General features: G+C 71.7%; 19 protein-coding genes. 2 read left to right on the top strand and 17 right to left on the bottom strand.

Going from position 1 to position 19,110, the window contains the following annotated elements:
• Positions 1–173: 173 nt before the first annotated feature.
• Positions 174–1,295, bottom strand: a complete 1,122-nt coding sequence (locus ACLBYB_RS13255) for an asparaginase (protein ID WP_056533064.1) — start codon at positions 1,293–1,295, stop codon at positions 174–176.
• A 170-nt stretch (positions 1,296–1,465) separates the two neighbouring features.
• Here ACLBYB_RS13255 and ACLBYB_RS13250 point away from each other — a divergent pair, with 170 nt between their 5' ends.
• Positions 1,466–1,708, top strand: coding sequence for a hypothetical protein (locus ACLBYB_RS13250; protein ID WP_447699043.1), 243 nt, complete (start codon positions 1,466–1,468; stop codon positions 1,706–1,708).
• 28 nt (positions 1,709–1,736) lie between these two features.
• On the opposite strand, the gene ACLBYB_RS13245 is transcribed toward ACLBYB_RS13250, so the two are convergent.
• The 8 genes from ACLBYB_RS13245 to ACLBYB_RS13210 form a co-directional block, all read right to left on the bottom strand.
• Entirely contained in the window at positions 1,737–3,056 is a 1,320-nt protein-coding gene (locus ACLBYB_RS13245) for an MFS transporter (protein ID WP_447699042.1), read from the bottom strand.
• A 148-nt stretch (positions 3,057–3,204) separates the two neighbouring features.
• Positions 3,205–4,605 carry a sigma-54-dependent transcriptional regulator gene (locus ACLBYB_RS13240; protein ID WP_103985217.1) on the bottom strand — a complete coding sequence of 467 codons (1,401 nt, stop codon included), beginning with the start codon at positions 4,603–4,605 and terminating at the stop codon, positions 3,205–3,207.
• On the bottom strand, positions 4,590–6,053 hold the full coding sequence (locus ACLBYB_RS13235) for a sensor histidine kinase (RefSeq protein ID WP_447699041.1): 1,464 nt from the start codon (positions 6,051–6,053) through the stop codon (positions 4,590–4,592). The genes ACLBYB_RS13240 and ACLBYB_RS13235 overlap by 16 nt, the downstream gene beginning before the upstream one ends.
• Before the next feature lie 228 nt (positions 6,054–6,281).
• Positions 6,282–6,485, bottom strand: coding sequence for a hypothetical protein (locus ACLBYB_RS13230; RefSeq protein WP_182178376.1), 204 nt, complete (start codon positions 6,483–6,485; stop codon positions 6,282–6,284).
• 104 nt (positions 6,486–6,589) lie between these two features.
• On the bottom strand, positions 6,590–6,943 hold the full coding sequence (locus ACLBYB_RS13225) for a hypothetical protein (RefSeq protein ID WP_447699040.1): 354 nt from the start codon (positions 6,941–6,943) through the stop codon (positions 6,590–6,592).
• Positions 6,944–7,015: 72 nt separating this feature from the next.
• Complete coding sequence (locus ACLBYB_RS13220; protein ID WP_447699039.1) at positions 7,016–7,813, bottom strand: YfdX family protein; 798 nt, start codon at positions 7,811–7,813, stop codon at positions 7,016–7,018.
• Positions 7,814–7,958: 145 nt separating this feature from the next.
• Entirely contained in the window at positions 7,959–8,282 is a 324-nt protein-coding gene (locus tag ACLBYB_RS13215; RefSeq protein ID WP_020093004.1) for a low molecular weight protein tyrosine phosphatase family protein, read from the bottom strand.
• Positions 8,279–10,066 carry an ABC transporter ATP-binding protein gene (locus tag ACLBYB_RS13210; RefSeq protein ID WP_447699038.1) on the bottom strand — a complete coding sequence of 596 codons (1,788 nt, stop codon included), beginning with the start codon at positions 10,064–10,066 and terminating at the stop codon, positions 8,279–8,281. Before ACLBYB_RS13210 ends, ACLBYB_RS13215 begins: the two co-directional genes overlap by 4 nt.
• 467 nt (positions 10,067–10,533) lie before the next feature.
• Between ACLBYB_RS13210 and ACLBYB_RS13205 the strand changes: the two genes are divergently transcribed.
• The gene (locus ACLBYB_RS13205) at positions 10,534–10,875 is read left to right on the top strand and encodes an Hpt domain-containing protein (protein WP_091927191.1); all 342 of its coding nucleotides are present in this window, start codon (positions 10,534–10,536) and stop codon (positions 10,873–10,875) included.
• Positions 10,876–10,896: 21 nt separating this feature from the next.
• Here ACLBYB_RS13205 and ACLBYB_RS13200 read toward each other — a convergent pair whose 3' ends face one another.
• The 8 genes from ACLBYB_RS13200 to ACLBYB_RS13165 all read right to left on the bottom strand — a co-directional run bounded on the left by ACLBYB_RS13200 (position 10,897) and on the right by ACLBYB_RS13165 (position 18,973).
• Positions 10,897–12,138: a sensor histidine kinase gene (locus tag ACLBYB_RS13200; protein WP_091680470.1), complete on the bottom strand. Its 1,242-nt coding sequence runs from the start codon at positions 12,136–12,138 to the stop codon at positions 10,897–10,899.
• 260 nt (positions 12,139–12,398) lie between these two features.
• A complete protein-coding gene (locus tag ACLBYB_RS13195; RefSeq protein ID WP_020093008.1) occupies positions 12,399–14,030 on the bottom strand; it encodes an ABC1 kinase family protein in 1,632 nt (543 codons plus the stop codon).
• A gap of 151 nt (positions 14,031–14,181) precedes the next feature.
• Complete coding sequence (locus tag ACLBYB_RS13190) at positions 14,182–14,472, bottom strand: type II toxin-antitoxin system RelE/ParE family toxin (protein WP_447699037.1); 291 nt, start codon at positions 14,470–14,472, stop codon at positions 14,182–14,184.
• The gene (locus ACLBYB_RS13185; RefSeq protein WP_210186920.1) at positions 14,469–14,720 is read right to left on the bottom strand and encodes a type II toxin-antitoxin system ParD family antitoxin; all 252 of its coding nucleotides are present in this window, start codon (positions 14,718–14,720) and stop codon (positions 14,469–14,471) included. Before ACLBYB_RS13185 ends, ACLBYB_RS13190 begins: the two co-directional genes overlap by 4 nt.
• Positions 14,721–14,818: 98 nt before the next feature.
• A complete protein-coding gene (locus ACLBYB_RS13180) occupies positions 14,819–15,520 on the bottom strand; it encodes a molybdate ABC transporter substrate-binding protein (RefSeq protein ID WP_091927189.1) in 702 nt (233 codons plus the stop codon).
• Positions 15,521–15,584: 64 nt separating this feature from the next.
• A complete protein-coding gene (locus ACLBYB_RS13175) occupies positions 15,585–16,415 on the bottom strand; it encodes an NAD-dependent epimerase/dehydratase family protein (protein ID WP_427509623.1) in 831 nt (276 codons plus the stop codon).
• Between the two features lie 45 nt (positions 16,416–16,460).
• Positions 16,461–17,756, bottom strand: a complete 1,296-nt coding sequence (locus ACLBYB_RS13170; protein WP_447699036.1) for an MFS transporter — start codon at positions 17,754–17,756, stop codon at positions 16,461–16,463.
• Positions 17,757–17,917: 161 nt separating this feature from the next.
• Positions 17,918–18,973 carry a lactonase family protein gene (locus ACLBYB_RS13165; protein WP_447699035.1) on the bottom strand — a complete coding sequence of 352 codons (1,056 nt, stop codon included), beginning with the start codon at positions 18,971–18,973 and terminating at the stop codon, positions 17,918–17,920.
• Positions 18,974–19,110 lie beyond the last annotated feature (137 nt).

Below are 19,110 nucleotides of genomic sequence, written 5' to 3'. Positions count from 1 at the left end.
GAGCGGAGCGAAGTGACCCAGGGCAGCGCGACCCTGGAGTGCTTCGCCGCGCCCGCAAAGACGGTGACCGCCCGCCTTTGCCCGGACGCCCGACGTCGCCACGCCTCGAAGCGCTCGTTCGAGGCATGCTGCGGGATGAGGTCGAACCTCAGAGACCCAGCACGTCCCTGGCCTCAATACTCCCAGAAGATGCGCTGCAGCTCCTTGGTGTCGCTGGTCTTGGTGAGCGCCACGGCCGCCAGGATCTTGGCCTTGGCGGGGTTCAGGTCGTGGGCGACCACCCAATCGTACTTGTCGTCGGGCTGCTCGGCGTTGCGCAGGACGAAGCCGTCCGGCACCCGCGACGAGCGGATCACGATGGCGCCCTTGGAGCGGATCTCCTTCAGCTTGTCGACGAGGTAGCCGGGGACCGAGCCGTTGCCGGTGCCGGCGTTGACGATCGCCTTGGCGCCGGCCTGGAGCTCGGCGTCGTAGACGCCCGGGATCATGTTGCCCGAGCCGTAGACGATGCCGACCAGCGGCAGGCTGTCGATCTGGTCGATGTCGAACTCGGAGCTCATGTTGTGCCGCTTCGTCAGCGAGCGGAAGAAGTAGGTCTTGCCCTCGACCACCATGCCGAGCGGTCCCCACTGGCTGTAGAAGGCGCTGGGCACGATGTTGGTCCGCTTGTTCACGTCGCGGCCGCACTGGATGTAGTCGTTCATCGTCACGGTGACGCCCTGGCCGATCGCCTCCTTGCTGGCGGCGACCGTGACGGCGTCGAGCAGGTTGAGGGCGCCGTCGGCCGAGATCGCCGTGCCCGGCCGCATCGAGCCGACCACCACGATCGGCTTGTCGCTTTTCACCACGAGGTCGAGGAAGAACGCGGTCTCCTCCAGCGTGTCGGTCCCGTGCGTGACGACGATCCCGTCGACGTCGTCCTGCTTCAGGAGCTGGGACACACGCTTGCCGAGCTGGACCAGCTGGGCGTCGGTGAAGCTCTCGGAGGCGATCTGGAAGACCTGCTCGCCGCGGACGTTGGCGATGGTGTTCACCTGCGGCACGGCGGCGATCAGCTTGTCGACCGGCACCTTGGCGGCCGTGTAGGTGGCGCTGTTCGCGGCGTCGGCGCCGGCGCCCGCGATCGTCCCGCCGGTGGCGAGGATCACGACGTTCGGCTTCTTCGCCGCGGCGGCCGTGCCGGCCTCGGGCATCTCGCGGGCGACGAGGGGCGCCGCCCCGAATCCGCTGGCCAGGGCCAGGGCGAAGACCGCTCCGCGCAGGGGAAGAGCCGCGCCGCTTCGGCAGGAGAACATCGGAGATCCTCGACGGTTGACGGGAGAGCGAGTCGGACTCGACGCGGGGATGGTAGCCGCGCCCCGGCCCGAGGCAAGGATCATGCAGGGCGCCGACGTGCAGGGCGCGACGGATCGTTACGCAAGCTCGGGCGTTGATGGGGGTTGCTGTCCGCTCGGAGATAGATCCCATGCTGCATCTCGCCGGCCTGCTCGAGGAACTCGAGCGGAGCGAGCCCGCGCGGGCCGCGATGTCGATCCTCGAGACCTCCCTCGCGCGCCGCTCGACGGAGGAGCAGGGCGCGTTCTGGCGCGCCGTCGACATCTACTACGTCTCGCGGAAGGCCCCGCCGGAGGCGACCCTGCCGGGCCAACGCGGGTCAGGCGAATCCGTGGCGAGCCAGGCCGCGCCGGAGCTGGCCGCCGCGTCCTGAGCCCGGCCTCCGGATCCGATCGCGGCGCTCAGGCGCTCGCCGGCACGGCCGGCGGCATGCCGGCGCCGCTCTCGGGCTCGCTGCCCGCGCCCACCGCGTCGCGGGTCTCGGGCATCAGCGCGAAGTAGAGGACGAAGCCGAGCGCCGCGATGGCCGCCAGCGCCAGGAAGGCGGTGGCGTAGCCCGCCGACACGATGATCACGCCGGCCAGCGTCGCGCTCAGGGAGGCGCCGATGCCCTGGGCCGTCGCCACGGCGCCCTGGGCGGCGTTGAACCGGCCGCCGCCGCGGGTCAGGTCCGCGACCACGATCGGGAACAGCGCGCCGTAGACGCCGGCGCCGATTCCGTCGAGGAGCTGGACGCCCACCAGCCAGAACGGGTTGTCCGACAGCGTGTAGAGGACGCCGCGCAGCGCCAGGATGCCGAAGGCGGTGAGGAAGATCGGCTTGCGCCCGATCACGTCGGCCTTCGCGCCCACGAAGATCGCCACCGGCACCATCACGCACTGCGCCGCCACGATGCAGACCGCGATCAGCGAGGTCGCGTGGTCCTTGCCCGAGACGTGCGTCAGGAGCTGGCCCACCGAGGTCAGCATCGCCGCGTTGGCGAGGTGGAAGATCGCGCAGAGCACCGCGAAGATCAGCAGCGCCCGGTTCTGCAGGAGCGTGGCGAGGCCGGAGGGCTTCTCCTGCGCCTGCTCCTCCGCCTCGGTCATGCCGCGGGCGAGGTCGTTGTCGATGGCGTCGGCCGGCACCATCAGCATGGCGCCGATCGACAGCGCCGCCAGGATGCCCATCAGCCAGAACACGACCACCGGCCCGAAGAAGTAGGCGAGCCCGCCCGCCAGGGCGGCGGAGACCGCGTTGCCGGCGTGGTTGAAGCCCTCGTTCCGGCCGATCCGCTTGGCGAACATCTTCGGCCCGACGAGGCCGAGCGTGATCGCGGCCAGCGCCGGCGGGAAGATCGTCCCGGCGACGTGGGCGATCGATTGGGTGGCGGTGACGAGGTAGAAGTTCGTGATGAACGGCAGGACGAGGCAGCTGGCCGTCACCGCGATGGCGCCGCCGATCACCACCGCGCGCTTGTGGTTGGTGGCGTCGATCAGCGCGCCGGCGGGCGTCTGCGCCACGAGGCCGAGGATGCCCGCGATGGTCATCACGAGGCCGGTCGTGGCCTCGTTCCAGCCCTGGTCCGGGCCGCGCACGGCGATCAGGTAGATGGCGAGGTAGGGGCCGAGGCCGTCGCGCACGTCGGCGAGGAAGAAGTTGAGCGCGTCGAGGCCGCGCAGGGCCTTGGCCGAGGGTGTCCGGCCGCCGGCGCCGCGGGCGCCCGTCTCGATGCTGTTCATCCTGCCGCGATCCCCCGACCGACGGACGGCGCTGCCCCGATCCGGGCCGCGCCGTCGCACGCGGGGCTCGACGCCCGCGCGCGCCATCGGTTCCCGCGCGGCGCGGGCCTCACGCGGGATGTGAACGGTTCTCCGGCCCGCACGGGCCTCAGGCCGTGTCGGTGCCCGCCGAAGCGTCGGGATTCCCGACAGTGTCTGTCGTCTCTTCCGACAGGTCGGTGCCCGGCGCGCCGAGGCCGTAGCGCTCGATCTTGGCGTAGAGGAGCTGCCGCTGGATGCCGAGCCGGCGGGCGGCCCGGGCACGGTTGCCGTCGGCCTCGCGGAGCGCGGCCGCGATCATGGTGCGCTCCAGGCGGGCCACGGCCCCGGGCAGGTCGCCGGCGAGCCAGTCGGCCGCGCCGTCCTCGCCGCGGCGGTCGGGTCGCGCGGTCGGCAGATCGATGGCCTCGGCCGCGATCACGCCGCCGCGCACCAGCATGGCGGCGCGCTCCACGACGTTGCGCAGCTCGCGGACATTGCCGGGCCACTCGTAGGCGAGCAGGCGCGAGGCAGCCCCGCCGCTCAGGCGCTTGCCCGAAGGGACCAGGAAGTGCTCGGCGAGCGGCACGATGTCGGCCAGGCGCTCGCGCAGGGGCGGCAGGGTGATCGGAACGACGTTCAGACGGTAGTACAGGTCGGCGCGGAACCCGCCCGCGGCGACGAGCGCCGGCAGGTCGCGATGCGTCGCCGCCACGAGGCGGACATCGACCCGGGCAGGGCGGCCCCCCAGCGGGGTCACGACGCCGTCCTGGATCACCCGCAGGATCTTCGCCTGCATCGCCGCCGGCATGTCGCCGATCTCGTCCAGGAACAGGGTGCCGCCCTGGGCCTCGTGGAAGGCGCCCGCGCGGTCGGCGGTCGCGGCCGCGAAGGCGCCCCGCACGTGGCCGAACAGCTCGCTCTCCAGAGCCTCGGCCGGGATCGCCGCGCAGTTCACCGGAACGAACGGCCGCGCGCGCCGCCGCGAGAAGGCGTGCAGGGCCCGGGCGACCTCCTCCTTGCCGGTGCCGGTCTCGCCCTGGACCAGAATCGTGGACGCGTTGTCGGCGACGAGACCGATGGTCTTCTGGACCTTCCGCATGCCCGCGCTCGACCCGATCAGGACCGGATGGTCCGGCGGCGGCGCGGCGCCGACGGGATCGGAGCGGGCGTCGCGCAGCATCGCGTCGAGGACGGCGGCGAGGTCGGCCCGGCCGATCGGCTTGGTCAGGTGGTCGTGCGCCCCGAGGCGCATCGCCTCGATCGTGTTGGCCGGACTCGCGAAGGCCGTCAGGACCGTGACGGGCGGCGGTTCCGGCAGGGCCCGGATCCGCTCCAGCGTGGCCATGCCGTCGAGGTCTCCGGGCATGCGCAGGTCGAGGAGCACCGCCGCCACCGGACCCTCGCCCAGCCGCGCCAGCGCCTCCGAGCCGGAGGCGACCGGGAGCGCGGTGTGCCCGAGATCGGTCACCGTCTCGGCGAGCCCGTCGCGCAGGGCTCTGTCGTCGTCGACGATCAGGATGGTTGCCATGGCAGATCCAGGACAAAGGTGGTCTCCGGCGCGCCCTCGACCAGCCTCGCCTCGCCCCGATGCGCCAGGGCGATCTCGCGCACGATCGCGAGCCCCAGGCCGGTCCCGTCGGGCCGGCCGGTGACGAAGGGCTCGAACAGGCTGGTGCGGATCGCCGGGTCGACCCCGGCGCCGGTGTCGGCGACGCTGAGGCGCAGCCGCAGCGCGCCGTCGACCGTCACCCGCTCGGCGCCGAGGCGGACCCGCCCGCCCGGCGGCGCGTGCTGCAGGGCGTTCAGCAGCAGGTTGTCGACGGCGCGGGCGACCTGTGCCCGGTCGAGATGCGGGTGGTCCGCGGCGGGCAGCCCGTCGGCCTCGACCGCGATCCGGACCGCGCGCGCGCGCGCCAGGTCCTCGTGCAGGCCCGCGCACTCGGCCAGGAGTGGTGCCACGGGTGTGGGCATCCGGTTGAGCGGCCGCGCCTGCGTCAGGTTGAGGAGGTCGCGCAGCAGCGTGTCGACCCGGGCGATCTGGCCGAGAACGGTCTCGAGGGCGACGGCGGCGCGGTGCGGATCGCCGCTGACCAGGGCGTTCTCGGCCTTCAGCCGCATCGCCGCGATGGGATTGCGGATCTCGTGGGCGATGCTCGCCGCCAGACGGCCGACGGCGGCGAGGCGCTCGGTCGCCACGATCCGGGCCTGCGCCTCCCGCAGCCGCCCGCCGGCGGCGTTGAGGGCGTCGACCAGCCGGTCGAGCTCGCGCTCGCCGGTGCGGTCGAGATGGGGCAGGTCCTGGCCGTCCGGGCGCGGCGCGGCGAGCGCGGCCTCGAGCCGGGCGATCCGCCCCGAGAACCCGTACAGGAACCAGCTCAGGAACGCGGCCGATCCGAGCACCGTGGCGGCGAGGAAGCCGAGGCCCGCGAGCAAGCGCGTGTAGGTGGGGCCGTCGTTCACGTGCGCGCGCGTCATCGACCACGCGGTCAGGCCGGCCTCCGGCCCGTGCAGCGGGCAGGCCTGGAGCATGAGAACCTGGGTCCGGCTCGGCCGCCGCTCCGAGGCCGCGTGGTCGACCCGCAGGGCCTGCGCGTTCAGCGCCGCGATGGCGTCGCGCTCGGCCGCCGGAAAGTCGGTCTTCGGCCCGGATCCCTCGTAGGTCGGATAGGCGTAAGCCACCGACCCGCGCGCGGTGCTCCAGATCCCGCCCTCGATCCCCGGGAAGCGCGTCAGCGCGGCCGACACGGTGCCGACGAGATCGGCCTCCGCGATCCTCGGGCCGCGGGCTCGGACCAGAGCGGCGTACCGGTCGATGATCTCGCGGCAGGCCCGCCCGACCGCGAGATCGGCCTGCGCCACCTGGACGCCCGTCGACTGGTCGTAGACGCCGAGCATCAGGTAGGCGGTGGCGGCCGCGGAGGCGACCAGCAGGACCCAGAGCGCGAGCAGCCGGGCGCGCACGCTGTAGGCCGTCACGGCGGTGTCCGACCCGGCATGGCGGTGGCTCCTGCGGCGGCGTCGCGCGCCCGGACCCCGTTCCTAAGCCATTGTCCGGTCCCCGACCACGCGAAGACTGCGCGGGTCCCACGGTGACGGGCCGACGCGCGCTTACGGCCCCGGGCCGGGCCCGGGACCGCCGGGAGCGGGGCGCCGCGTCCGGCACCCCGCTCGGACGTACGATCGATCAGTCGTCGGCGCGCGCGCTCACTTGCGGTTCGTGATGAGGCTGTCGACGTTCTTGTTGGCTTCCTTATTCTCCTTCCGCTGCATCACCACTTCGTGCTTGGTGTCATTCATCGACATCTCGTCACGCTTGCCCTGGGGCATCTCCTTCGGGGCCGCCAGGGCCGGCGTGACCGACCAGAGACAGGCCAGGCAAAGAGCAGCGCGCGCCGTAGTCTTGAACATGATGCCTCCTCCACTCAATCGACATTGCAGGACGTCTTGGCGATGCCGCCGGTTCCTCATGCGCGGATCACGTGCGTGCGATCCGTCGCGCGGATGATCTCATCTCAGGGCTGGCCCGACGGGTTGATCGGCAGGGCGTCGCTTCCGAGCTGCACGCAGGTCAGCATCGCCACGTAGGACGGGGTGCCGCCGATCTGGCTCTCCGTCGCGCAGGTTCGGCGCTCCGCCACGTCGAACGTCGCCCAGCGCTTGATCAGGGTGCGCCGCGCGGCGGCCTCGTCGGAGAGGCAGCCGCGGTAGCCCGCCCGGTCGACGGCGGTGGATCCCGCCCGGTGCTCCGGCGCGCAGATCGCCCGGATGTTGAAGTCCGGAACCCCCGCCGTCCGGGCGGAGGCCGCCAGGGTCCCGCCGAGGAGCAGTTCGAGTCCCAGGATGGTCGAGATCCAGAATCGCCGCACGCGACCCTCCCTCCGGTGCGCCGACCGGGCCGCGCCTTAGATCCGTCAGGCGCGGCCGTCGTCGGCGGTCGGTCACTTGCTGGTCTTGGCACCCGCCGTCGTGCCGGTGGCCTGCGGCGCGCCCTTGTCGGCCGTCGCGGCGGCCGCCTTCTGGGGCACCGCGATCGCGTCGATCACGTCGAAGCGCATGTTGTCCTGGGCCGACTTCAGGGCGGCGTTGGCCTCGTAATACTTGCCCTGATTGATCAGCGTCGCGGCCTGATCGACGTCGGCGATGGTCTTGTTCAGGGGCAGGACCGCCATGGTGAAGTTGACGTCGACATGGGCGAGCTTGAGCTTCTCCAGGGCCCCCTTCTGGTCGCCCTGAGCGAGGTTCTTGTTCGCCTCGGTCACCGCGGAGGCCTTGGCGGGCGTGGCCACGAAGTCGTCGCCGAGGGTCAGCTGCGCGTCGACCGGGACCCAGGCCACCTGCTCCTTGGAGGCCGTCTTGGTATCGGCCTTGGTGTCGGCCTTGTCGCTCGGCGCAGTCGCCTTGTGGGCGGCCATGTCGGCCGGCGACTTGAGGTCGGCCTCGGCCTTGGTGAAGACCGCGTCGTCGGTCTTGGCCTTGGCGAAGGCGGCCTGCGCCTTGGCGATCATGTCCTTGGCCTGGCCGGGATTGGCCTCGAAGATCGCGAGGCGGGTGAGCTGGAGATCTCTGAAGCCCTGTGCGCCGTCCTTCGAGAGCTTGCCGACATCCTTGTCGACCGCCGCCTGGCTCGCGCTGATCTGCGTGCCGTTGGTCTGGGCGGCCTGCTCCGCCGCGTAGGCGGTTCCACCGAGGATTGTGGTGAGCACGAGAGCCGCAGCCATAGATTTGCGATAGGACATAGTAATATCTCCCTCTAGTGCCGGAGATAAGGCCTTCGTCTGCATTGGCCTCATTCATTCCGTGTTTAGATAATAGATCAGCCACCATTTGGTCGCATGACCGGAAGATTAAAGAACGGCAATGCGCCGCCGGGCGTGGCGGGTCTCAGCGCGGCAGGAAGCGGCCGGCGCGCGCGTCGAGCAGCGCCACCAGCGCCGGCGCCATGAAGTCGTGCACGTCGGGGATGTCGAGGCAGACGAGGCGGGTCCCGCGCAGGGCGGCCCCGAAGCGGCGCATCAGCTTGCGCCGGTGCGCGCGCTCCATGACGACGACGATCTCCGCCCAGGCGAGATGATCGGCGTCCACCGGCTCGTCGGCGTCGGGCGACACCCCCGCGCTGGCGGTCTCGATGCCGGGCAGCCGCGCGAAGATCTGTTCCGCGGTCGGGCTGCGGGCGCGCGCCCGGCCGCAGACGAACAGGATCCTCACGCGCTCTCCGCGAGGTCGGCTTGCCGCTCGAACAGGGCGCGGTACGCCCCGTTCGGGCGGCGCAGCAGGGCGGCGTGAGGCCCGTCCTCGACGATGCGACCGCGGTCGAAGACGAGGATCCGGTCGAGGGCCCGCACCGTGGACAGGCGGTGGGCGATGACGATGGCGGTTCGCCCGCGCATCAGCCGCGCCATGGCCTCCTGCACCAGAGCTTCGGACTCGGAATCCAGGCTCGAGGTCGCCTCGTCGAGGATCAGGATCGGCGCGTCCGCCAGGAAGGCGCGGGCGAGCGCCACCCGCTGGCGCTCGCCGCCCGACAGCTTGACCCCGCGCTCGCCCACCAGCGTCGCGTAGCCCTTCGGCAGCCGCGCGATGAAGTCGTGCGCGTTGGCGAGGCGCGCCGCCCGCTCGATCTCCTGCGCCGAGGCGCCGGGCCGGGCGTAGGCGATGTTCTCGGCCAGGGAGCGGTGGAACAGCACCGGCTCCTGGGGCACGATGGCGACCTGCGCGCGCAGGCTCGCCTGGCTCGCCGACGCCACGTCCTGCCCGTCGATCGTCACGCGCCCGCCCGACACGTCGTAGAGCCGCTGGATCAGCTTGACGAAGGTCGTCTTGCCGGAGCCCGAGCGCCCCACCAGCCCGACGCGCTGGCCGGCCGGAATCGTCACGGTCAGCCCGTTGTAGAGGGGCCGCGTGTGGTCGCCGTAGTGGAAGCGCACGGTCTCGAACCGGATCGCCCCGCCCGCGACCGCGAGCGGGACCGCGCCGGGCCGGTCGGCGACGCCGACGGGTTCGGCCTCCAGGGCGACCAGCTCCTCCATCTCGTTGATGGCCCGCTGCAGGTGGTTGATGTGGCCGCCGATGTCGCGGAGGTAGCCGTGCACCACGAAGGTCGCGGTCAGGACGTAGGCGACGTCACCCGGGCTCGCCCGCTCCCGCCACCACAGCCACAGGGCGATGGCGACGATGGCGGTGCGCAGGACGAGCAGCAGCCCGAGCTGGCCGGTGCCGCCCCAGGTGACGATCATCCACGTGCGCCGGGTCCGCCGCTGCCACTTCGCCAGCAGGCGGCCGAGCCGCGCCTCCTCCCGCGCCTCGGCGCCGAAGGCCTTGACGACGGCGTTGTTGCCGATCGCGTCGCTCAGCGCGCCGCCGAGGCGGGTGTCGAGGGCGTTCGAGAGCGCGGCCGCGGGCGCGATGACGCGGGTCGCGAGCAGCGCGGTCGCGCCGACATAGGCGCCCGCGCCGATCGCGACCGTCGCGCCGAGGGCCGGCCAGTGCAGGCCGAGGACCAGGGCCGTGCCCACGAGGACGACGAGCGCGGGCAGGAGCGACAGCAGCAGCGTGTCGTTGAGCCCGTCGATCGCCCACATGCCGCGGGAGATCTTCCGGACGGTGGAGCCCGAGAAGGTGTTGGCGTGCCACTCGGTCGAGAAGCGCTGGACCCGGGCGAAGCCGTTGCCGACGATGTCGCTCATGGTGCGCAGGGAGAGCGGCACCACGAGGCTCCAGGCGACGTGCCGCAGCAGCGCGGTGGCGAGGCCGAGCCCGGTCATCGCCAGGAAGGCCGGCCAGGCCGCGTCCAGCGCCGCGCGTCGGTCGCTCCCGGAGAGCGCGTCGACCAAGCGGCCCGCGAAGAGCGGCAGCAGCACCTCCGCCAGGGTGGCGAGCGTGATCGCGCCGGTGAGACCGGCGACGAGGAGCCAGCGCCTGCGCCAGCTGCGGACGACGAAGGCCAGGACGCGACGGACCGTGTCCGCCTTCCGGGGAGACGACAGAGACATGCGAGTGCCCGACGCGGGCGAGCGTCGGCTCCGGGTGACGCCGCTTCCCATCGCGAACGATGCGCGCCGGCGAGATCAGGCAGGATCGGGTTCAGAGACGCCGGGCGGCAGGGCCGGGCGAGAGCGGGAAGCGGCTAGCCGACCCGCGCGGGGGCGCCGACGAGTCCTGCTCGGAGGGTGGCAAACACAGCGATCATGCAGCTCCCTCCCTGGTGCGAGCGCGACAGGAGCACGAGGCTAGGAGAGCCCGAACTGATTCGCAACAACCATCGCGAAGCCTCGGCCAGTCGCGACGGCCGATCCATGCACCCGGGTCAACCCTGCGGAGCCGGGGGAACGGTCACGCTTCGTTGAAAAGCTGACGCAACGCGGTGTAAACACTTCGCTGCAAACTGGGCCGTTGTGCGGCGCCTCGGTTGCGCGCCTCTCTCGGATCGCTGTCGCGGATCCGTACTTGGAGACCGACGGTGTCGCACTCCCTGGTGAACCGGGACGCGCTCGAGGAACTGACGGCCGTGATCGGCACGGAAAAGCTCGTCCGCATCCTCGACCGGTTCGTCGTCAGCCTCACCACCGCCTTCGAGGGACCGGATCGCGCGAGCGACGATTACGGCCGCGAGGCGCACACGCTGGTCTCGATGTCCGGCATGCTCGGCTGCGCCGAGCTGTCCCGGGCCTGCCGCGGCCTCGAGGAATCGGCCATGGCGGGCGACGATCTGACCCGCTCGCTGGTCGACCTCAGGACCCTGCGCGACCGGACCGTCGCGGCCCTGCGGGACCTGCAGGCGGAGACCCGGCTGAGCGCCTAGGGCCGCGCGGCCGCGTCGGGATCAGGCGACCATCACCGCGTCGAGGGGCGCCTCGAAGGTCAGCACCGCCCCCTCGCGCGGGTAGCTCATGTGGGCGGTCCCGCCGAAGCTGTGGGCGAGGCTGCGGGCGATGAGCCGCGTGCCGAACCCCGTGCGGGTCGGCGGCGTGACCGGTGGTCCGCCGCTCTCCTCCCAGCGGAACCGGAGGGTCTGGCCGCCCTCTGCCTCGGCCACGTTCCACGTGATGCAGACCCAGCCGGCGGCCACCGACAGCGCGCCGTACTTGGCCGCGTTGGTTCCGAGCTCGTGCAGCATCAGCGCCAGGGTCATGCCGTGGCGCGGTCCGAGCGTCAGCTCGGGACCGGCGATGCGGAACCGGCCCGCGACGCCGTCCCCGTGGAGCGACACGGCGCCCTCGACCAGGCCGCTCAGGGAGGCCCGGGTGAACGAGCCCTGGAGCAGCACGTCGTGCGCCTTCGCGAGCGCCAGGAGCCGCGCGGCCAGCGCCTCGCCGGCTGCCTCCAGCGACGGCGCGTTGCGCATGGTCTGCGTCGCGACGGCCTGAACCATGGCCATGGTGTTCTTCATCCGATGGGCGAGTTCCTGCATCAGCAGCGTCTGGCGCGCCTCGGACAGCTTCTGGTCGGTGATGTCGCGCGACACCGCCAGGATCCGCTCGGGCCGGTCCGGCGCCGCGCCGATCGGCGTGACGGCCACGTCCCACCAGCGGAGCGCGCCGCCGGATTCCGACTGGGCCTGGAACCGGCTCGGGCGGCCGATCCGGGCCCGATCGAGCGCCTCGGCCACCGCCTCCCGGTCCTCGGGGCGCGTCCAGGCGTCGATCCAGGGCCGGCCGATCGCGTCAGCCTCGTCCCCGGCGGCGGACAGGGCCGGACCGTCCTCGCTGGCGGTGATCAGGCGCCCGTCGCGGTCCAGCAGTTCCAGGTAATCGTTCGGGGCCTGCGGCAGGCCGATCGCGCGCGCGCGGCCGGAGGGGCGCGGCCTCGCCTCGAGCCCGAGTCCGGCCGGTTCGCGGGGCGACGGCCCGCGGGGCGCCTCGACCCGCTCGGCCGCCATGCGACCGGCCTCGACGCGGCTCGCCGTCTCGATGATTCGGCCGAGCCGCCGGCTCCGCTGCCGCTCCCAGTCGGCCTGGGCGGTCGCCTGGCTGAGCAGGCTGCGCAGGCGGATGTTCTCCGCCTCGAGCGTCTCGACGCGGCGCTCCGCCCCGTCGATCCGCGGCCGTACGATGTCCACTTCCATCGCCCGCCCCCCTCGTCATCCCGACGGGGCGCCCGTGCGCGGCGCGCCGTCGGAGCTCCCCGACCGCGCGGTGCGGCAACGGATGTCGATGGCAGGGCCGCACCGGCGGTTCAGACCGCTTCTGGTGCCGGTTCCCCGCCCGCAGCCGAGCGAATCGTTGGATGTCTCACGCTAGCATGGCGCGCAGGATTATCAAATCAGCTCGGTATTCGCCTGCAGATGAAAACTTATGTTGGAGCCCTGTGCGGGTGCGAAGACGGTTACTTGTTTCGCATCAGCAGCACGAGCCAGCCGATCCCGAGGATAAAAATTATCAATCCGATCGAGACGAAGACGGGCGTGCCGAGATCGATGAGGCGGGGCGCGAGCTGCGTGGCGAAGGCCGCCACCACCAGGGCCACGGCGACCCGCGCGGCCGCGCGCTCGATGCCGCGGGTGACCTTGTCGAGGCCCTTCACCTCGATCTCGACAGTGACGCGGCCCTGCTTCAGCCGCACCAGCATCAGGTGGATCAGGGTCGGCAGCTCCGAGGCGGCGCCGTAGAGGCCGACGCCCAGGGCCTCGGCCTTCTGCTTGAGGGCGGAGAGCGAGAACTGCGTCTGCATGCTCGCCCGGACCGTGGGGCCCGCGGCGGCGAACAGGTCGAAATTCGGGTCGAGGTGGCGCATCACGCCGTCGGCGGTGACCAGCCCCTTGAACAGGATGGCCAGGTCGGTCGGCATCGCGAGGTCGTTCTCGCGGGCCATGTTCATGAAGTCGGTCAGCACCAGTCCGAGATTCAGCGGGATCGACGAGTGGCTCTCCACGAAAGACTGGGCCGAGACCTGGAGACGGGTGAGGTCCGGGTTGCTGGTGCCGGTCCAGTCGAGGAGCACGGCCATGAGGCCGTCGGCGTCCTGCTTGAGCATGGCGCCGATCAGCACGAGCAGCTGCGAGCGCCGCCGCTGCGACAGCCGCCCGATGATCCCGAAATCGATGAAGCCGATCTTGTTGCCGGGCAGCGCCAGCATGTTGCCGGGATGCGGGTCGGCGTGGAACACGCCCTCGATCAGCGCCATCTGCAGGAACGCGTCGGTTCCCTTCTGGGCGAGCAGCTTCTTGTCGATGCCCGCCGCGCGCAGGGCCGCCTCGTCGTTGGGCGGGATGCCGTGGATGAAGTCCTGCACCAGCACCCGCTCGGAGCAGTACTCCCAGTGGATCTTCGGGAAGACGATATCGTCGCGGTCCTCGAAGATCTGGGCCAGCAGCTCGCAGTTGCGCGCCTCGTTGAGCAGGTCGAGCTCGCCGTTGAGGCCCTCCGCGAGGTGGCGCATCTGCTCCCGCGGCTGGTAGCGGGCCATGTCGGGCCACTCGTTCTCGACGATGCGGGCACCGTGCGCCATGAGGCGCAGATCCGCCTCGATGATCTTGCGCAGATTCGGCCGCAGCACCTTGACGATGACGTCCTCGCCCGAGTGCAGTCGCGCCCGGTAGACCTGGGCGATCGACGCCGAGGCGATCGGGTTGGTGTCGAACTCGGCGAACACCTCCATGGGCGAGGCGCCGAGATCGAGCTCGAGCTGCGGGCCGATCTGCTCCCACGTCACCGGCACGACCTGGCTGTGGAGCTTCTGCAGCTCCTCGGTCCAGGCCGGCGACAGGAGGTCCGGCCGGCTCGCCAGCACCTGCCCGAACTTGATGAAGGTCGGCCCGAGCGCCTCGATCGCCCGGCGCAACCGCTCCGGCTCGGACAGGCGCGTGACGTCGACCCGGGGCTGGCGGCGCGGCAGGAGCGGCAGGTAGCGCAGGCCGAGCCGGTCCACGACGCGGGTGACGCCGAAGCCGATGAGGATCGTCGCGATCTCCGACAGCCGCTGGCGGTCGCGGGCGGCAACGAAGGCTGTCTTCAGCATGAATGGAGCGATCCGGTCGGACGGGATTGGGCGTCCGGACAGCACGAGCATAAGGACTTTTTTGCGGTCGCGAACCCCGGTTTCGCGGAGGCGGTGGCAACAAGACCGCCGCAGACCCGTTCGGCCACCAGTATCGAGGCGGGCTCGACTCCTACGTCAGTGCCCGTTCCCAGTCCTGTCGCCCGTGCAGCACGCGCAGGATGAGGACGGCGGACCCGTCCACGACGTAGACGATCACGTGGGCTCGATAGGGATGTAGCCGCACGGGCGGCGTGAATTCGCGCCGCTCGCGCGCCATCTGCGGCGTTGCGGCCAGCATGCGGAAGGCGTCGAACAGGCCGTCCTGGTAACGCTCGGCCTGGGTCACACCGAAGCGTAGCGCCCCCGTCACATAGGCCTCGGCGATGTCCTCATCGGCCTGAGGCGTCGTCCGGAAGGTCATGGTTCCGGACGGGCCGCCAATCGCGTCCGCCCGAGCTGGCGGATATCCTGCTCCGACCGGTCGCTGACGCCGCTCGCCAGCCCCTCGTCGATCAGCCGCTGCAGATCGCCGAGCTTGGCCAAGCGCTCCTGGTCGCGCCGAATCAGGTCGCGCACGTAGTCGCTGGCATTGGCGTAGCGGCCGGTATCGGCCTGCGCCTCGACCCAGGCCTTCATGGCTTCGGGCAGCGAGACGTTCATGCTGGCCACGGGGCACCTCCGCCCGCTGGATAACGATCTTTGGCAGAGATTGTCAAAGATCGGCGGGCTCCGTGCAAGCGCGACGGTACGGCCGGACGACTGGGCCGTCAGTAGGCCGGCTCCAGCCCGCTGGTCCGGTAGGCCTCGGCCGCCTGCGGCGTCGTCAGCCCGGCGAGGAACCGGGCCGCGCCGTCCCGGTCCGCCGCGCCGCGCAGGATCGCCGCCGCGAAGGTCGTCATCTCCTGCACCGGGTCGGGGAGGGGGCCGACCACCTCGATGCCGGGCACGACCATCAGCTCGCTGATCTGCTGGACGGCGATGTCGGCCTCCCCGGAGACCAGCTTCTCGGCCGTGAAGCCCTGCGGGATGATCGTCGCCCGGGCGTTCACCGCGTCGGCGAGGCCGAGCCGCGGCAGCAGGCCGGCGAAGTAGATCCCGCTGGCGCCGGTCCGCGAGTAGGCCACCGACCGCGCCTCCACCAGGGTGCGCTTCAGCGCCTCGACGGTCGCGATGTCCGGATGCGGAGCCCCGGCCTTGACGGCGATGCCGTAGCGCGAGCGCACCACGTCGACCCGGCTCTCGGGCTCGACGCGGTCTTCGGCGACGAGCCGATCCATGGCGTCCGACAGGACGAGCACCGCGTCGGCGGTCTCGCCCTCGGCGAGGGTCTTCATGATGACCGTGGTCGGCGCCCAGTGGATCGCCGTCCGGCCCCCCGCGGCCTCGAAGGCCGGGACGACGTGGGCGTCGAAGGCGCCGCGCACCACCAGGGCGCATTTGAGGCGTGTCTCGGGTCGCTCGCTCGGCATGGTGTGTCCAGTCTCTCGTCTCGGGAGGAGCGGTCGGGCGGCCGCGCGCCGAAGAAGCGGTCCGTCACCGCGGCGGCGCGGCGCGGGAATAGTCGATCGCCGTGAACCCGCCGCCCTGGTAGCGCTCCACCACGGGGTTGCCGCTGGTCTTCCCCTCCAGCGCCGCCGCGTGGGCATCGGCGCTGTCCTGCGGCGTCCAGCCGATGACGGCGCGACCGTCCTTCCGCCACCAGGTCATGCGGCTGTTGTTCGAGGCGCCCCAGATCACCACCGAGCCCGTCGGGCCGAGGTCCGGGGCCAGGGTGGCGCGGGTGATCAGCCGGGTCAGGTCGGCGTAGGACAGCCACGTGGCCAGCATCCGCGCGTCGGTCGGCTCCGGGAAGCACGAGCCGATCCGCAGGAAGACGCTCTCGACCCCGTGCTTGTCGCGGTAGAGGCCGCCCATCAGCTCGCCGTAGGCCTTGGACAGGCCGTAATAGCCGTCGGGCGCGAGGCCGCAATCGTCGTCCAGCACCTCGGACCGCGGGTGGAAGCCGATCGCGTGGTTCGACGAGGCGAAGATCATCCGGGCGCCCTCGCGCCGGGCCGCCTCGTAGGCGTGGTAGAGGCCGCGAATGTTCGGGCCGATCACGGTCTCGAACGGGTGCTCCACGGAGATCCCCCCGAAATGGAGGATCGTGCCGCAGCCCTCCGCCAGCCGGAGGATCGCCGGCCCGTCCTCCAGGTCGGCGACCTGGAACCGCGCCCCCTCCGGCAACGGGTCGGGGAAGGGGACGCGGTCCGTGAGCCGGAGCGTCCAGCCCTGCGCGCCGAGCGCGCGGGTCAGGACGCGCCCGAGGGCGCCGGAGGCTCCGGTCAGGAGGACGGGTTTGGGCGGGACGGTCTCGGCGCTCATGGGACGCTGCTCCAGATTCCGGCGGACTTGATCGGACAGCCTCGGTCAGACGGGCTTGGCCGCGGCGAGGGGGCCGGCTTCCGCAGGGTTGCGCGGCCGCCGCACGAAGATCGCCATCGCGACGACGCCGGCCGCCGCGATCAGGGCGGCGATCACGAAGGCGCTGGCGTAGCCCCCGAGATACTGCACGGCCAGTCCCGTGGCAGTCGGCCCGATGATGCCCGAGATGTTGCTCAGGAGGTGGATGAAGCCGCTGACGCCGCCGACCCGGGCCTCGGGCACCAGCTCGTGGATCGTCGCCCAGCAGGATTGCACCGAGCTGGTCAGCATCAGCACGGCGAGCGCGATCAGCGCGACCGCCATGGCGGTACTGGTCGCGGCGTTGACCATGATCAGGGCCACCCCCGCGATGGCGAGCGGCACGATCGTGGTGATCTTCCGCGCGGCGAGCTTGTCGCCCATGCGCGTGTAGACGAAGTCCGCCACCACGCCCCCGCCGACATAGCCGACGAAGCCGCAGGCCCAGGGGATCGACGCGACCAGCGCCATCTCCTTCACCGGCATGTGCAGCGCGTCGGTGAGGTAGCTCGGGAGCCACGAGAGGAAGATGTAGAGGGTGTAGTTCACCGCGAACATGCCGAGCCCGAGCGACAGGGTGCTCGGCAGGAACAGGTACTCCTTCAGCGAGCGGGCATGGTCGGAGGGCGCGAGGTGCGTGACCGCCCGGCTGCGCTCCACGAGGGCGATCTCCTCCGGATCGACCCGCGGGTTGTCCTGCGGCCGGTCGGTCATGAGCATCCGCCACGCCACGACCCACAGCAGGCCGACCGCGCCGATGGCCACGAACGCCACGCGCCAGCCGTACTGGATCGCCAGCAGGCCGACGACCGGCGCCGCGATGGCGCTGCCCACCGTCTGGCCCGAGAAGGTGAAGCCGATGGTCCGGGCGGTCTCCTCGCGGGGGAACCACGTGGTGATGGTGCGGTTCGTGGTGGAGTTCATCGGCCCCTCGGCGAAGCCGAACAGGGCGCGGACGATGAACATCTGGGCGAAGCCGGTCACCGCCCCTGTGAGCATGCACAGGACCGACCACGAGGCCGCCGCCCAGCTGTAGACGCTGCGCGGCCCGTAGCGGTCGGCGAGCTGCCCGCCCACGAAGGCGAACAGCGCGTAGCCGAAGAAGAACGTGCTGAAGATCACCCCCAGCTCCGAGGGCGAAAGGTTCAGGTCCTGCTTGACGAAGGGCGCGGCGACGCCGAGCGCCGCTCGGTCCATGTAGTTGATGATACCGGCGATGAACAGCAGGAACGCGATCAGGAACCTGTAACGCTTGGCGAACATGGGCATCCTCCAGAATATTTATGATTTTCTTTTCTTGTTTGCTTGGTGCGGCCCGGCGGTCAGAGGTCACGGCTCGACCGCCGCCGGTTCCGCCTCTCTTGCCCCTTCGAGGGGCATGGTCGGGCCCGCGCGCGGCGCGGGCCTGAACGCGTCGGCGCCTCCTACAGGAACGCGATCGTGCAGGGACTGAGGCTCGGGCGCGAACCGGTCCGAGTGAGGTCTCCGCTCTCGGGATCGATGGCGAAGGCGACGAGGCAGTCGCCCTGCTCGTTGGCGACGAGCAGGTGGCCTCCGTCCGGTGCCAGGACCATGAAGCGCGGGTCGCGGCCGCCGGAGGACGTCCAGCCCGCCGGCTCGAGGCGCCCGGCCGGGTCCGCCCGGAACCGCGCGATCCCGTCCTGCCCGCGGTTCGACGCGTAGACGAATCGTCCGTCGGGCGTGACCGCGATGGCCGCGGCGGTGCTCGCGCCGAAGAAGTCCGGCGGCAGGGTCGAGACGAGGTGCAGGGGCGTCAGCGCTCCGGCGTCCGCGTCCCACCGGCAGGTGGCGACGCTCGAGTCGAGCTCGTTGACCAGGAAGGCGAGGGGCTCGTGCGGGTGGAATGCGATGTGGCGTGGGCCGGCGCCGGGACGCATCGCGGTTTCCGAGACGATGGCGAGCCGCTCACCCGCGAGCTTCAGGACGAAGACGCGGTCGAGGCCCTTGTCGGGGACGATGACGTGGCGACCGTCGGGCGACAGGACCACGTGGTGCGGGTGGGCGCAGGCCTGCTCGGTTCGGTGCGGGCCCGGCTCGCCCGGGAGCGGCAGCACTTGGCACGCGGGCTCCAGGCCGCCATCGGCGCGCACCGGCATGAGGGCGACCGATCCGCTGGCGTAGTTGGCCACGATCAGGAACCGACCCCCGGGGTCGAGGGCCTGGTGCACGCTGTTGGTGCCGCCGGTGGCGGCGCTACCGAGGCCGCGCAGGGTGCCGTCGGGCTCCAGCGCGAAGGCGCTCGCCGCCTCGCCGTCGCCCTGGACCGTGTAGAGGACCGCGCGCGCCGGGTCGGTCACCAGGAAGGACGGGTTCGTCAGGTTCTCGACCCGGCCGAGATGCGTCCAGTCGCCGAGGTCGCGACCGGTCCGATAGATGTCAATGCCCCGGCCGCGCGCCCGGCGCCGCTCGGTGGTGAAGCAGCCCACGAAGGCGAGGCCGCGGGGGGCGGGGTCGGTCATGCGGAGCATCCGGATCGAGGACGGGGCTGCGGGGGCAGCCGGCGGGATCGACGGTGCGGGGATGCCGGTCGCCCGGGCGCGGCGGCCCCGGCGCCCCGGGCGGCTGTCCCGCTGCCGCTCGCCGGCGCGCCGCGTGT

This window comes from Methylobacterium sp. D54C (assembly GCF_053345595.1).
The sequence above is the reverse complement of the archived record's forward strand: the minus strand, read 5'-3'. Positions and strand labels throughout refer to the sequence as shown.